This is a genomic window from Paenibacillus caseinilyticus, from assembly GCF_027533645.1.
Lineage (GTDB): Bacteria > Bacillota > Bacilli > Paenibacillales > NBRC-103111 > Paenibacillus_G > Paenibacillus_G caseinilyticus.
In genome coordinates this window covers 1-15,317 of sequence record NZ_JAQAGY010000013.1, presented here as the reverse complement: position 1 = coordinate 15,317, position 15,317 = coordinate 1, and the positions used below count along the sequence as shown (strand labels likewise).

Sequence of the window (15,317 nt, the reverse complement as noted above, 5' to 3'; positions counted from 1 at the left end):
GTACTAGAATGGAGGAACATGACCAGATGAGAAAAGCATCCCGTATCCTGCTTTGTCTGCTGCTGCTGTTTTCCTACGTCCCTTGGGCGGGCGCAGGGCGGACGGAAGCAGCCAGTTTTCCCACCGGTTGGAGCAGCATCGGCTTGGGCGGATCGAGCGGATCCAGCTCCTATGATGCTTCGGCAGGAGAGTTCGCGATAAGCGATTCAACAGGAACCGGTGTTCCGAATCAAGTAGATGAGCAGCTCCAATATGCGTATACTCCGGTAACCGGTGATTTTACGATGATGGCCAAGCTGACCTCATACCCCTATGTGAAGGGGGCCATGGCGGGGATCCTGGCACGGACCAGTCTGGAGAAGGGGAGCTCCTTTTTCTTCGGGAATTACTATGGTACGAATGACCAATATCAGCCTTATGTTTCGTCCCGGCTTACCTCCGACCCGGCGAAAGCGGCAAGCAATTCGGGGTTGAAACAGGGGACCGACAACGTTCTTTATGACTTTGAAAGCGCGCCCAAATACATGCGGGTCCGGAAGCAGGGCGGCGGTTTTTATTATGACCTCGGAACGGTATCCGGGCCGACGATCACCTGGACGCAGATCAACGGGAAGACGATTGCCGATGTGCAATCCACTACATATGTGGGACTGGCCTCTGCCAAGGCAGGTGCAGCAGCCCGGTTCGACAGCGTGACGCTGCTCCATACTTACACGAATTCGCAGACAACGGATGTGTCTGATCTTACGGCGGCGCTGCCTGTCAGCGCAGCGGTTCCGGCTGCGCCAAGCGGGTTAAAGGCAGAAACCGGAGATGCCCGGGTACAGCTGACTTGGGGGACCGTGACGGACGCGACGTATTACAATGTACGACGCAGTCAGACCTCCGGCGGCGGCTACAGCACGATCGCGGAGAAGCTGCAGGCCGGTGCCGGTGCCGCGAGTGCCAGCTATACCGACAGCAGTGTAACGAACAATACAACGTATTCCTATGTCGTGACTGCACTCAATGCTTCCGGCGAGAGCGGCCCATCGGCCGAGGTGCAGGCGACTCCGTCCGGCCAAGGTGTGCCGGCCGCACCGGCGAATGTGACAGCTGCACCGGGCGACGGCGAATTGACGCTGGCCTGGACCAGCGTACCGGGCGCGGCGGCTTATGAAGTGAAGCGCAGTACGACGCCAGGCGGGCCTTACTCGTCTGTGGCCGCCGATGTGACAGGCACAAGCTTCCTTAACGCCGGACTGACCAACGGTACGCTCTATTACTACGTGGTCAGCGCCGTGAATGCCGCAGGCGCCGGTCCGGATTCGGCTGAAGCCGCGGGGAAGCCGGGCAGCTTCCTCATCCACGATACGTTCGAGAACAGTACGCTGGGTGCCCTTCCATCCGGGTACACGGCGCCATTCGGCAATGGAGTGATCAGCGCATTCACGAATACCAACAATACGACGGTAATCCATAACAGCAGTCTGACCAACAGCTACGGCAACACTTCGGGGGCCGTGGCCGATAATGCGACGAATGTACTGTGGATCAATGACGGAGCGGGACGGGGCGGCTTCAACAAAGCCTTCGCGCCGATAACGGCGGAGAGCAAGAAGGGCGTTACCGCCCAGCTGCGGTTTATGCAGACGGCAAGGATCGGGGATTCCTATGTCCTCGAGCTGCTCGACAGCAATAAGAAGACGGCGGTTTCTTTTAACATCAATGCTTCGCCAGTAACCATCTCCGGCAATACTTGGTACACCGTGAAGTATGTCGCCGATGTCGCCGCGGGTACGGCGGATCTGTTTGTGAACGGCCAGTACCAAGGCAATGTGGCCTTTACGACGCCGGTTGCCGATATGGCTTCGGTGAATTTCCGGATGGCCGGATCTTCCTCGGGCCAAGCCTACGTGGATGACGTGACCGCCTATACGCAGGAGACCACGACACCGCAAAGCCTCACAGCCGAAGGCGCGAACCTGCGGGTGGAGCTGAACTGGAATGCGGCCAGCGGGGTGGACAGTTATAACGTCTACCGAAGCGCATCCCAGGAGGGACCGTATGCCCTCGTGGCGGGCAGCGTTCCTTCGAACAGCTACTCCGATACTACAGCGGGACTTGCGAACAATACGTATTTTTATTACAAAGTGACAGGTGTCAACGCAAACGGGGAAAGTGACGTCTCGAATACGGCGGAAGCTTACCCGAACGACGTACCGCCGCCATCGGCTCCGATTACCGGATTGAAGGCAGTGGTTAGAGACGGCCAGCTGACGATCACCTGGGATCCTGTGAAGGATCCGGCCAACCCCAAGAAGGATGCGACCTTCTATACGCTGGAGAGGAGTACGACACCGGCGGGGCCTTATGTCTCCCTGCTCGTGAATGGCAAGCCGAGAATCACCGACACTTCCTACCTTGATGCGGGATTGAACGCCGGTACAACATACTACTACAGACTGACGGCGGGCAATGTAGGCGGATTGGGCGAACCGGTGCTGCTGGGGCAGGTATCCCCTGCGGCTCCCCTGCAGTCTCCGACGCTGCTCAGCGCTGAACCTGGCCGGCAAGGAGTTGAATTGACCTGGTCATCCGTCCCGAATGCCGCTTCCTATCATATTGAGCGCAGCGAGGCTAACGGCGGAGCTTACACGACGGTCGGAACGGTCAACGATACGGGCTATACCGACGCGACAGCCCAGGCCGGCAAGACGTATTACTACGTGGTTACAGCGGTGAATGAACAGCAGGAGAGCCGGATCTCCAACCAGCTGCGGGTGAAGCATGCGGCGGTTGTACCCGGCGCACCGGAGAAGCCGGCAGGGCTGAAAGCCGCAGTGGACGACGGCGGAGTGACGCTGAGCTGGAATCCCGTGCCCGGCGCTGCATCCTACAACATCAAGAGAGCGGACAGCCCGGGCGGAAGCTATACGACGATGGCCGTGTCCGGCGAAGCTTCTTACCAGGACCAAGCGGTAACTAACGGAACGACGTATTATTATGTCGTATCTGCTGTAAAAGCGGGCGGAGAAAGCGTGGACAGCGATGAGATTGCAGCGCTTCCTGCCAAGGTGCTCACGGTAGACAAGCGTGCGGCTGCAGATGGAGTAACCGTCTTCAACACGATCCAGAGCGCCGTGGATATCATCCCTGCGGACAACAGCGTGAGAACGGTCATCTCGATTGCGCCGGGGACTTATACCGAGAAGCTGAAGGTCACCCGGCCTTATGTCAGCCTGGTCGGTGCAGGCATCGACGTTACGTCCATTGTGTACGGCGACTATGCCGGCACTTCGGCAACCACCGGCAAGCCGGGGCATGTCGGCAACACGTTCCTGAGCCAGACGGTCGAAGTCAATGCGGATTATTTCACCGCTGCGAACCTGACCATCGAGAACAGCTCGGGGCCTCGTTCCGACGTGGCGCAAGCCGTAGCTCTGTCGCTGAAGAGCGATATGGCCGTGTTCGAATCGGTCAGACTCAAGGGCTACCAGGATACGCTGTACAACGGTCTCAATGCGAAGAACCAAGGCCGTCACTATTTCCACAACAGCCTGATTGAAGGCGACGTCGACTTTATATTCGGCGAAGCGCCGGCGGTCGTGATGGACAATGTGAGAATGGTGCTCGTCAGCCATACGGGCGGCGGCGGTCACATTACAGCGGGAGCCCAGAAGAATGTGGCGGACAAAGGCTACTTGTTCCTGAACTCGCAGGTAGTGGACGATGCTTCGGCGCAGGGCTCGTACGACCTCGGCCGTCCTTGGAAGGACTATGCAAGGGTAAGCTTCATCAATACGCTGATCGACTCGAAAAAGTTCCTTCCGGGCGGATGGGTGGCTGCCTGCGCAGGGACGTGCAAAACGAGCTACTTCTCGGAGTACAACAGCTATGGCCTAGGAGCTAATGCAAGTGCAAGAACAATGGCCACGCAGCTTACGGGACAAGAAGCGAGCATGACGATACCGGCCATGTTCGACGGCTGGGATCCTTCGACTCCGGTATTCATGCCGAAGGTACAGTATAAACCGGCGATCTCGGCCTCATTCGCAAGCTTCGACAAGGCGAATGGAGCGGATGTGTATGTCACGGTACGCAACGGCAGCGGATACACCCTTACGAGCGTGAAGAACGGCGATACGGCGCTCGATTCATCCGCTTACAAGGCGGCGGGCAGCGGGTACGTCATCCGCAAGTCGTACCTTGCCGGACTGCCGGAAGGAACAGCGAGTCTCACATTCCAATATGACGGCATCTCCGTGCCACTCCTGATTCACATCGTCAATTCAGGCAGCACGGATCTCGGCCGGGAAGTATTGGCAGCCAATGACGGGTGGGCCTCCTTCACGACAGGCACAACCGGGGGCTCTGCGGCGAGCTCAGACAATATTTTCGTAGTAAGCAGCCGCAGTGAGCTTGTCAAAGCGGCCGCAGGGAATACGCCGAAGATCATCTACATCCAAGGATCCATCGATATGAATGTCGATGACAACAACCATCCGGTCGGCCGGGAATACTACGAGGATCCGGCGTATGATTTGGAAGAATACCTGAAGACGTACGACCCTGCCGTATGGGGCAAGAATTCCCCGGCAGGCCCATTGGAGGACGCGCGTGCCAAGTCCCAAGCCAATCAGGCCAGCCGGATCAAGGTCACGGTCGGCTCCAACACCACGATTGTCGGCCTTCCGGGATCGGGTGCCAAGATTCTCGGCGGCAGCCTGAATCTGGACAAAGTCGACAATATCATCATCCGCAACATCGAATTCGAGAATACGTTCGATCACTTCCCGCAGTGGGACCCGACCGACGGGGAGTCGGGCAACTGGAACTCCGCTTACGACAGCGTCTCGGTCAAAGGGTCCACCCATGTATGGATCGACCATAACGTGTTCAGCGATGACGGCGGGCTGGATGATCCGAAGCACACCTACTTCGGGCGCAAATATCAGCAGCATGACGGTACCGTGGACATCACGAATGCTTCCGATCTCGTTACGGTCTCGTACAATCACTTCCACGATCATGACAAAACGACCCTGATCGGCGGAAGCGATGAGGCGACAGGCGATGCCGGCAAGCTGAGAGTTACGATTCATCACAACTATTACGAGAACGCCGGACAGCGCGTACCGCGCGTGCGTTACGGTCAGGTTCATGTGTATAACAACTATTACGCAGGCTCCTACACCCATCCTACCAATCCGTACGTATATTCTTTGGGCGTAGGATACGAATCGCAGATCTATGCACAGAACAACTACTTCGTGAATGATCCCGGCACCCAGCCGGCTGCCATCATTCAAGTCAGCAAAGGAACCAAGTTCACGGACACCGGTTCGGTTCTGAATGGAACGGATGTCAACATTGCGCAGAGTCACGGCGGCTTGCAGGCAGTGGCATGGACGCCGACGCTGTATACCACCTTGGATGACACGAAGGAAGTACCTGTGATCGTTAAGGCGCAAGCAGGTGTGTTCGAGGCCGAAGTGCCTGGAGACGGTACGGGCGGCGAAACCGAGGAGCCGGGAGACGGTGCTGGCGGCGAAACCGAGGAGCCGGGAGATGGTACGGGCAGCGACGATGATGATCACGACAACTCCGGTGGCAGCAGCGGCGGAAGCGCTGCTCCTCCTGCCAGTAATGGGAGCCATACTAACACGGGCAGCAGCAAGCCGGGAGGGGTCAAGCTCAACGACTTCCTGAAGGAATCCGTACAGAATGGCACGGTGCTGGTTACCCTTGACGCTTCCAAGGCGGCTGAATTCATTGCCGGGGCACCGGCAGATACGACTGTATTCCAGATGGAGGCCGGATCCGAAGGAAACACGGTCAAGGTAGAAGTAACTTCCGAACTGTTGAAAGCATTGTACTCGAAGAACAAAGGGGCGATCCTGCAGATCGACTCGGCTAATGGCAGCTACAGCCTTCCGGTGAAGCTGCTGGACACATCAGTCCTTGCCAGACAGCATCTCGTGTCCGAATCCGATGTGAAGCTGTACATCCTCATCAGGAAAGTTCAAGGCGGCACAGCAGAAGGCGTGAAGGGGGCGGCTTCCAAGCTGGGAGCCACGATCCTGGGTGAGCCGGTCTCTTTTGAAATCCTCGTTGATGTGAAAGGCAAGACAGAGGCGATCGACACCTTCGATACCTATGTCGGACGCAAGCTCAAACTGCAGGGTGAGGTGAATCCGCAGTCGGCCGCCGGTGTGATGTATGATCCGCAGACGCAGAAGCTCGTGCCGGTACCGACGCTGTTCGAAGGTGCCGAAGCCACTATGCTGCGCAGAGGGAACAGCATCTACACGGTGATCGAGCATTCGAAAACGTTCGGTGACCTGAACGGTCACTGGGCGAAGAAGGATGTGGAAACGCTCGCCGGCAAGCTGATTGTAGAAGGCGTATCCCCAGCTCAGTTTGCACCGGATGGACAGGTCACACGCGCCGAATTCGCGGCACTCCTGGTACGCGCATTAGGCTTGACGGAAGAGCAGGCGGTTGGATTCGCTGATGTCACAATCAAGGATTGGTTCTCCGGCGCAGTCGGGGCGGCGAAGAAAGCGAATCTGATCAGCGGTTATGAAGATGGTACATTCCAGCCCCATGCGGCCATTACCCGCGAGCAGATGGTTACGATGATGGTACGGGCGCTGAAACTGGGCGGACTGGAAGCGAAGACGCAGGATGGACTGCTGGAGAAATTCTCGGATCACGCGAGTGTTGCCGGATGGGCTAGAGAGGCTGCTGCGATCTCCTTGTCCGCAGGCCTGATCGAAGGAATCTCGGAGTCGAGGTTCGCGCCACAGGACAACGCTACCCGTGCCCAAGCGGCAGTCATGCTGAAGCGCACGCTGCAACAACTGCATTTTATGAATCCATAAGAGAAGAGCTGCTGCCGGCTGGATGCCGGAGCAGCTTTTTTGCCTTAGAATGAAAAAAAGAGCCGCAGCTTACGCAAACCAGCCGATGAATCATAACGAATATTTGCTATCCACCCCTGGCATTTCAGTATAATGAAGTATAATTCAAGGAATCCGGGTCCGGGTTTCTTCTGTAAGGGGGGGCATGCAAGTGACTCTGCAACAACTCAAGTACGTGATAGAGGTAGCCAGCCGGGGGTCCATTAACGAGGCTGCTAAGCGGTTGTTTATCTCCCAGCCGAGCCTCTCCAACGCGATCAGGGATCTGGAAGAAGAATTGCAGATTGCGATATTCGAGCGGTCGAATAAGGGAATCTCGCTTTCCAAGGAAGGGGTGGAATTCCTAGGCTATGCGCGGCAGGTCGTCGAGCAGGCCGAATTGCTCGAGAGCCGGTATCTGAATAGCAAGCCTTCCCCGCAGCACTTCTCGGTATCCACCCAGCACTACGCTTTTGCCGTGAATGCCTTCGTGAATCTCGTCCGGGAATTCGGCCAGGAGGAATACGAGTTTCATTTGCGCGAAACCAAAACCCACGAGATCATCGAGGATGTCAAAAGCCTGCGCAGCGAGATCGGGATCTTGTACCTGAACGAATTCAATTCGAAAGTGATCAACAAACTGCTCAAGGATGCCAATCTGCTCTTCCACAGCTTATTTACGGCGAGCCCGCATATTTTTATCAGCATCCACAACCCGCTGGCCCGGCAGTCCAGTGTGACTGTGGATCAGCTGCAGCATTATCCGTATCTCTCCTTCGATCAGGGGGAGTACAATTCCTTTCATTTCTCGGAGGAGATTCTCAGTACGATGACCCGCAAGAAGAGCATACGTGTCAATGACCGGGCGACGCTGTTCAATCTGCTCATCGGCCTGAACGGGTATACGGTCTCGACGGGGGTGCTAAGCGCCGATCTCAACGGGAATGAAATCATCCCCATCCCGCTCGAGAGTACGGAGACGATTCATGTGGGTTGGATCGCCCACCGGAATATAACGCTCTCCAAGCTCGGCGCCGCCTACATAGAGGCACTGAAGCAGGTGTTTCACTTATGAATGCTCTTTTAACGCGCTTCGCTATAGCCTAAAGATATAGCCAGATATAGTTATATGGAGTTACGTTATAACCCGGAATCCATGTTATCTTTCTTGTAAACCACCGCAGCAGTACAAAAATATGGAATTTGGGGGAGTTTACAAGATGGTCAGAAGCAGTGTATTGGGATACCCGCGTATCGGCAAGAACCGGGAATGGAAGAAAGCGCTGGAAGCCTACTGGTCAGGGCAGCACGACGAAGCCGGGCTGCAGGGAGCATTGCAGGAGATCCGGCTGAATCATCTGCGCACGCTGCAGGAGAAGGGAATCGACCTGATCCCGGTGAATGACTTCAGCTATTACGACCATATGCTGGATACGGCCGCCATGTTCGGCCTCGTGCCGCAGCGCTTTCCCTACGAGGGAGGCGTCGTCCCTTGGTCTACTTACTACGGCATGGCCCGGGGGACGAAGGACGCCACGGCCTGCGAAATGACCAAGTGGTTCAATACCAACTATCATTATATCGTGCCTGAATGGGATGGGAGGCAGCCGGTTCTCACCGAGAATAAGCCGCTGGCTGCCTACCGGGAAGCCAAGGAGAAGCTCGGGATGGAAGGCAAGCCCGTGATCGTCGGGCCGCTCACCTTCCTGAAGCTGTCCAAGGGATACGAGCGATCGGAGACCGATGCCTGCCTCGGCCGGCTGCTCCCGTTATATGTCCAGATCCTCCAGGAGCTCTCGAGGGAAGGGGTCAGATGGGTACAGATCGATGAGCCGATTCTGGTTACGAAGCTGTGCGAGGAGGATCTGCAGCGGTTGAAGAACATCTATCACACGTTTGCAGCGTCAGTACCGGGTATCCGCATTATGCTGCAGACCTACTTCGAATCCGTGGAGCACTACAGCGACATCGTCTTGCTGCCTGTCCAAGGCATCGGTCTGGACTTCGTGCACGGGCGATCCGGCAATCTGGCATCCATCCGGGCACTGGGGTTTCCGGCCGACAAGGTGCTCGGTGCGGGGATCATCGACGGACGCGGCATATGGAAGGCGCCGCTTCGCGAGAAGCAGGCCCTCTTGGAAGAGCTCGCCGGATTAGTGAGTCCGGAGCGTCTCATCGTTCAATCCTCATGCAGTCTTCTTCACGTGCCCGTGACAGTAGAGGGGGAAACTGGACTTGCGCCCGAGCTCAAGAATGCGCTCGCCTTTGCCGACCAAAAGCTGGGTGAGATTGTTCTCCTCGCGGGGGCGCTCACCGGGAACGCCGCTGATCTGGCCGGGGCGCTGGAGCAAAACGACCGGATTCATCAGTCGCTCCAGAGTTCGGAGGCGCGCAATCGGAGCGACATCCAGCAGGCTGTCGCCGCGATCCGCCATCAGCCGCAGGGCCGCAGCCGTCCCTTCGCCGAGCGTCATCCCCTGCAGCAGGAGAAATGGCAGCTGCCGCTATTACCGACAACGACCATCGGCAGCTTCCCGCAATCCGCAGAGGTGCGCAGGGCCCGTCAATTATGGCGCAGGGGGGAGTGGAGCAGCGAGAAGTATGAGGCGTTCATCCGGGAGCAGATCGATGTGTGGATCGAACTGCAGGAGGATATCGGCCTGGATGTTCTCGTGCACGGGGAGTTCGAGCGGACCGATATGGTCGAGTTTTTCGGCGAGAAGCTGGCGGGCTTTGCCTTCACCCGGGGCGGCTGGGTGCAGTCGTACGGCTCGCGCTGCGTGAAGCCTCCCATGATCTTCGGCGATGTGGCCTTCACGGGGGAGATGACCGTCCGGGAGACGAAGTACGCCCAGTCGCGTACCGGCCGCCCGGTGAAGGGGATGCTGACCGGACCGATCACGATCATGAATTGGTCGTTCATCCGCGAGGATATTCCGCGCGAGATCATCGCGTACCAGTTGGCCTATGCGCTTAGACAAGAAGTGGAAGCCTTGGAGCAGGCGGGCATTGCGATGATCCAAGTCGACGAGCCTGCGGTTCGCGAAGGCTTGCCGCTGAAGGAAGAGGAACAGGCCGGCTACTTGGCCTGGGCGGTCCAAGCTTTCCGTATGACTACCTGCACGGTACAGGATACGACGCAGATTCACACGCATATGTGCTACTGCGAGTTCCACGATATGATTCATTCGATTGAAGCGATGGATGCCGACGTCATCTCGATCGAGACCTCCCGCAGTCACGGGGAGCTGATTGACAGCTTTGAACGCAGCACCTACCCGCTTGGGATCGGTTTGGGCGTCTATGATATTCATAGTCCGCGGATACCAGATACGGACGAAATGACGGGCATGATCGAACGGGCGCTCCGCGTGCTGAATCCAAAGTTATTCTGGATTAATCCGGACTGCGGCCTCAAGACCCGCGGCCTGGAGGAAACGGTCCACTCCCTTGGCAACATGGTAGAAGCCACGCGTATCGTCCGCACGAAGTATGCCGCTGCAGCGCATACGAAAGAGTAGGTACATGTAGATTCCCTTCCTGAAATTACTAATTAAAGAAAGGAAAGCTCCCCCCGAGGTTGAACGTCAGTGCGTTCTCCTTCAGCGGGGGCTCGTTTGCGTGGTTCTGGAATGCGGAGAGGGAGCAGGGGAGGCCATTCAGTGTGCTTGGGAACAACACTGCTGCAGATAAGCAGAGAAGCTGGCAATATTCATCTGCATATGCCTGTTGCTGCCTTCGAGCTTGCTGAGCATAATGCCCCCTTCCAATAAGGAGAAGGCGAACGTGGCCAGGGCATCCGCATCCAGATCTGCCTTGAATTCACCACAGCGGATCCCATCGTGAATTATACTTTTCATCATGTCCAGCATCCGGTACATTCCCTGCTGGGCGCTTTGGCGCAAGGCGGGATGGGTGTCGTCACTCTCTACGGCCGTATTCTGCAGCGGACAACCGCCTACGAACGGGGGATTGTTCACAACATCCTCGTAGATGCGGAAAAAGGCGAGCAGCCGGCCTGCAGCGGACTCCTCTTTACCGGCAGCTTCGGAGATTCTCATGCCGACTTGATTGACTGCATACTCATAAGCTTCAAGGGCAATGTCGTCTTTACTGCTAAAGTGGCGGTATATGCCGCCCTTCTTGATGCCGGTGGCGGCAATAATATCGTTCAGCGATGCCCCGGCGTAGCCGAGCCGGTTGAAGAGTTCAGCCGATTTGGCGATAATGTGTTCGCGTGTTTTGTCCCCTTTTTTCATGAAGCCCTCCATACGGATCATAGTCCAATAAGTCATTATAACAAATTTTTGCGGCTGCGCCCTTGTCATAGACTGGAAGTATGCTACAATAAAAGATACCGAGTGGTATCTTTTATTGACGTGAAGCGAAATCACGGAAGATCTGGCAAAGGAGCGTTGCCGTATGTCGGTAAAAGAGCAATTGGAACAAATCAAGGCAGGCTTTATCACGAAAGTGCCCCCAGAGGCCCAGGAGCGGATTCTTCACCATATCAGGGAGCAGCAGCAATCCGGTACCGTTTTTGGTTTGAAGGAAGGGGAGCAAGCCCCGAATTTCACGCTGGGCAATCCGCTTGGCGAGCAAGTCTCCCTGCAGGATGAACTTGGGAAGGGTCCGGTTGTCCTGACCTTCTACCGAGGAGCCTGGTGTCCATTCTGTAATGTACAGCTTAGGGCCTATCAGCAAGCACTGCCTGGGATTCAGCAGTACGGCGGCCGGTTGATTGCCGTCTCTCCGCAGAGCCCCGACCACTCGTTGACCCAGAAGGAGAAAGAGCAGCTGACCTTCCAGGTGCTGAGCGACCCGGACGGGCGTGTCGCCGAACAATACAACCTTTTGTTTGAATTGCCCGATTCTCTTCAAAACACATTCAAACATTCGCTTCGGCTGGATCTTACCGAGTTCAACCAAACCAGCCGCTGGGTACTCCCGGTTACGGCGACGTTCATTCTGGGCCAGGAGGGCATCGTCCGCCGCACCCACGTCAACCCGGACTTCATGCAGCGGATGGAAACCCAGGATATTATCGATGAATTGAAGAAGCTCTGAGCGAAGCTTAACCTGCCATGAGGGCTTATCGATAACGAAGCGTTTGAACACATTGCGCATTCCTTCCCGCCGAATTCCTTACCAAGGAGTTCGGTTTTTTCTATACATAAGTGTCTATATCTCGCCAGGGCTCGATCCTGTCTTCTTATATATCTTATCAACGGGCATCGTCCTGTAAAGGACGGCGAAGCCGTTGATCTTGTATGCAGCCGTAACGCGATAATCAACAGCCCAGTCTGGGTACGAGACCATGCCTGAATCTCATGAAGTTAAAATCGGCGCATTGCTGTAATTTCCCAGATCAGGTATAAGAGAGGAGGCGGGGGCAAGCTTGCCTGCCTCGTACGCAGAGAGGGGGATGAGTCATCCGCACGGCAAACCAAGACCCATCCGGGCAACTAAAAAAGGAGGTATTCTGATGCTGACCGAAATCAAACGAAACCTGTTCCGTAACCTTGTGGCGTCCATCCTGATCTTCGCTTCGCTGCTGACGGCGGCAGGGGCTGCACCGCAGGCTGCCGCTGCGGCTGCTGTATTTCCCGGGGCCCAGGGCTACGGCGTGGATTCTCCCGCCGGACGCGGAGGGGCTGTCCTCAAAGTCACGAATCTGAATGCGGACGGACCCGGCTCCTTCAAGGCGGCCCTTGAAACCAAGGGACCCCGCATTATCGTATTTGAAGTGGGCGGCGTTATCGATCTGAACAAGAAGACGCTGGTGGCTGCCGAGCCGTATGTGACCATCGCGGGCCAAACGGCTCCTTCCCCGGGCATTACGTTCATCCGCGGAGGGTTGCAGATCAAGACCCATGATGTCCTCATGAAGCATATCCGCTTCCGGATGGGGGATGCGGGAGCAGCGAAGGGGAGCGGGTATGAGCCGGATGTATCCACTTACGGGGCGAATGCCTACCATATCGTGATCGACCATTGCTCGTTCGCCTGGGGCGTCGACGAGACCTTGTCTGCTTCGGGTCCCCGGTTCGACGGACCGTCTGGCACGTCCCGGAAGCTGACGTTCAGCAACAATATCATCGCCGAAGGACTCCACGATTCGGTGCATGAGAAGGGGCCGCATTCCATGGGAACCTTGATCCATGATTATGTGAACGATGCGGCTCTCGTCGGCAATCTCTTCGCCCATAATGATGAGCGCAACCCCTGGTTCAAAGGCTTCGCGACCGGGGTCATCGTCAATAACGTGATCCACAATCCGGGCAAATGGGCGATCAGGCTCGGTTATGTGCCGGGAGAGTGGACTTCGTCATCCATTACGCCCCAAGGACCCAAAGTCAGCATCGTAGGGAACTACATGAAGCATGGAGCGGATACGGTCTCCGGACTCGGCCTCGTGGGAACGAATTCGAACAGCGGGGAAGCCTACCTGGCGGACAACAAAGCGCTGGACCGCACGGGGAAGGCCGTGCCGCAGACCTTCGGCGGGGTGAAGCTGCTCGGCATCAAGCCCTCCTGGCCGTCGTCCGGGCTGACCGTACGCCCGTCGGGCGAAGTGCTGTCTTATGTCACCCAGCATGCGGGGGCCCGCCCGAAGGACCGGGACACGGTCGACCGGCGCATCGTTACCGATACGCTGAACGGCACCGGCAGAATTCTGGACAGCCAGAACGAGGTCGGCGGCTATCCGTCAGCCGCTCCGGCCTATCGCGCCCTCGCGGTGCCGGCAGCCGGGATCGACGAGTGGCTGCACCAGTTCTCAGTAGAATTGGAATAGCGGGACCGAATCGAAGCCATGACGAATGAATAAGAACCCCCGTGCCGGCCGGCACGGGGGTTTGCTTATGCAGCGCTTATGCGATTGGATGACTCAAGCCGCTGCCGGCGTGGCCGTATGCTTGTTCCGGTTCCGCTTGCGTGCGGAAGCCTTAAGCCTCCAGATCACGATCCCGGTGATCATCAGGACGAGCGGCATCATGCCGAAGACGAAGCTGATCAGCTTGGTCGCTTCACCGCCCCAGTTTCCGAAGTGCAGGCCTTTCCGCCAGGCATTATACAGATTGATAGCCAGGTCCGGGTCTGTTTTGTACAGCACCTCACCGGTGGAGGCATCCATATATACGGTGCTGTTGCTCCCCGCCGAGGCGCCGAAGCCTTCCTTGAGTCCGATCTGGTACGATTGGTCCGGTTTGAGGGGGAGCTGAATCTTAATCAGCTTGCTGTCAGGATACGATTGCTTGATATAGCCGATCACCTGATCGACCGGAAGCAGGGCCGTGTCACCGGATTTGGACTTCAGGGCCGATGCGGGCACTTCCTCCTTCGCTTTGAAGCCTACCCATCCGGGGATCGATTTCTCGAAGGCGTTGACTACGCCGGTTACCGTGAGGATGAGCAGAAGGGGAATCGATACGATCCCGACCGTCTTATGCAGGCTCATGTTATGCATCAGCCTGCCCCGGCTTCGCACCACCCGGAAGCCGAGCGCCAGCTTGCGGATGCCAGGCCACCACAGATAAATCCCCGTCGCCAGGATGACGAACAGCCCGATACCGATCCATCCGACGAAGGAGGCTGCCTGCGGCTTGCCGATCACGTCAGTCAGTAGGAAGTAGCGGTGCAGATTATAGATCGTCGCGAACGGTTCCGGGCGCCCCTCCAGCACCTTCCCGAAAGCCTCGCCCGTACCCGGGTCGGCATAGATCATCCGGCCGTCCTTGCCGTCCTTGGAGAGATGGACATGGTAGAAGCCGTCCTTCCCTGGCAGCTCGATCCGGTCCGTCTTGAATTCCGGATTCAATGCATTGGCGTTACGCTGGATCACAGCCGCCCCGACATCGCCCGGCGTCGGCTCTTTCTGAACGGGATACAGCCAGCTCTCCACGTCGGGCTCGATCATGATTATACTGCCCGTCGTGCATGTCGTGACGATGAATAGGCCGAGAAGCAAGCTGAGAAACAAGTGGATCTTTAACATGGCTTTGCGCATACGGTTGACTCCCTTACCCCAGTGTTCTTATGTATGTTTTTCTGCGCCGCAACTTCCTGATAATGAAATTCATTCTCATGAGCGATGTGGCAATAAGAATGATAACTATTATCATTCTCAGTGTCAATACTAGATTTACGGATGGAGTATCCGGGGCGGCGGAAGGCAGAATAGTCCATGCAGTGAAATCGCGGATCCCTCCCCACGGGAGGGGGATGAGGAGCTCTCAGCTTGGCTTCCCGATTCCCGGGCATCGCGCCGGGCAGGCGGCTTGCAGCGCGGCAAAAACCCGGCCGAGAGCTCGAGGCCACTGAAAAAGTCCGTCCTATAAAAAAGCACAGCACTTCAAGAAAATTGAAGTGGCTGTGCTTTTTTTGACGTATAATTGAGTCATCACGAAAAGTGGGTGAGACGGATGATCCAAC

General features: G+C 56.8%; 7 protein-coding genes and 2 pseudogenes. 7 read left to right on the top strand and 2 right to left on the bottom strand.

Annotation, left to right across the window (positions count from 1 at the left end; translation table 11 throughout):
- Window positions 1–8 precede the first annotated feature (8 nt).
- From O9H32_RS33000 to metE, 5 genes and pseudogenes are all read left to right on the top strand, one after another.
- A pseudogene (locus O9H32_RS33000) lies at window positions 9–4,223 on the top strand (pectinesterase family protein); the annotation flags it as partial.
- A gap of 15 nt (window positions 4,224–4,238) precedes the next feature.
- Window positions 4,239–5,459 (top strand): annotated as a pseudogene (locus O9H32_RS32995) (pectate lyase family protein); the annotation flags it as partial.
- A gap of 330 nt (window positions 5,460–5,789) precedes the next feature.
- Entirely contained in the window at window positions 5,790–6,866 is a 1,077-nt protein-coding gene (locus O9H32_RS32990; protein ID WP_455072788.1) for an S-layer homology domain-containing protein, read from the top strand.
- A 190-nt stretch (window positions 6,867–7,056) separates the two neighbouring features.
- Window positions 7,057–7,959, top strand: coding sequence for a LysR family transcriptional regulator (locus O9H32_RS19145; RefSeq protein WP_269867732.1), 903 nt, complete (start codon window positions 7,057–7,059; stop codon window positions 7,957–7,959).
- Window positions 7,960–8,104: 145 nt separating this feature from the next.
- Window positions 8,105–10,405: a 5-methyltetrahydropteroyltriglutamate--homocysteine S-methyltransferase gene (gene metE, locus O9H32_RS19140; protein WP_269867731.1), complete on the top strand. Its 2,301-nt coding sequence runs from the start codon at window positions 8,105–8,107 to the stop codon at window positions 10,403–10,405.
- Between the two features lie 138 nt (window positions 10,406–10,543).
- On the opposite strand, the gene O9H32_RS19135 is transcribed toward metE, so the two are convergent.
- Entirely contained in the window at window positions 10,544–11,164 is a 621-nt protein-coding gene (locus tag O9H32_RS19135; RefSeq protein ID WP_319946943.1) for a TetR/AcrR family transcriptional regulator, read from the bottom strand.
- A 142-nt stretch (window positions 11,165–11,306) separates the two neighbouring features.
- On the opposite strand from O9H32_RS19135, the gene O9H32_RS19130 reads away from it, so the two are divergent.
- Window positions 11,307–11,951 (top strand): peroxiredoxin-like family protein, encoded by a 645-nt coding sequence (locus O9H32_RS19130; RefSeq protein WP_269867730.1) that lies wholly within the window; start codon window positions 11,307–11,309, stop codon window positions 11,949–11,951.
- A 418-nt stretch (window positions 11,952–12,369) separates the two neighbouring features.
- A complete protein-coding gene (locus tag O9H32_RS19125; protein ID WP_269867729.1) occupies window positions 12,370–13,680 on the top strand; it encodes a pectate lyase family protein in 1,311 nt (436 codons plus the stop codon).
- A 93-nt stretch (window positions 13,681–13,773) separates the two neighbouring features.
- Here the strand turns inward: O9H32_RS19125 and O9H32_RS19120 are convergent, their stop codons facing one another.
- Window positions 13,774–14,892 (bottom strand): PepSY-associated TM helix domain-containing protein, encoded by a 1,119-nt coding sequence (locus O9H32_RS19120; RefSeq protein ID WP_269867728.1) that lies wholly within the window; start codon window positions 14,890–14,892, stop codon window positions 13,774–13,776.
- Between the last annotated feature and the right edge of the window lie 425 nt (window positions 14,893–15,317).

Bases quoted from the DNA above. Each gene is read 5' to 3' on its own strand.
- O9H32_RS32990 (WP_455072788.1), top strand. From the start codon at position 5,790: ATGGAGGCCGGATCCGAAGGAAACACGGTCAAGGTAGAAGTAACTTCC.
- metE (WP_269867731.1), top strand. From the start codon at position 8,105: ATGGTCAGAAGCAGTGTATTGGGATACCCGCGTATCGGCAAGAACCGG.
- O9H32_RS19135 (WP_319946943.1), bottom strand. From the start codon at position 11,164: ATGATCCGTATGGAGGGCTTCATGAAAAAAGGGGACAAAACACGCGAA.
- O9H32_RS19130 (WP_269867730.1), top strand. From the start codon at position 11,307: ATGTCGGTAAAAGAGCAATTGGAACAAATCAAGGCAGGCTTTATCACG.
- O9H32_RS19125 (WP_269867729.1), top strand. From the start codon at position 12,370: ATGCTGACCGAAATCAAACGAAACCTGTTCCGTAACCTTGTGGCGTCC.
- O9H32_RS19120 (WP_269867728.1), bottom strand. From the start codon at position 14,892: ATGCGCAAAGCCATGTTAAAGATCCACTTGTTTCTCAGCTTGCTTCTC.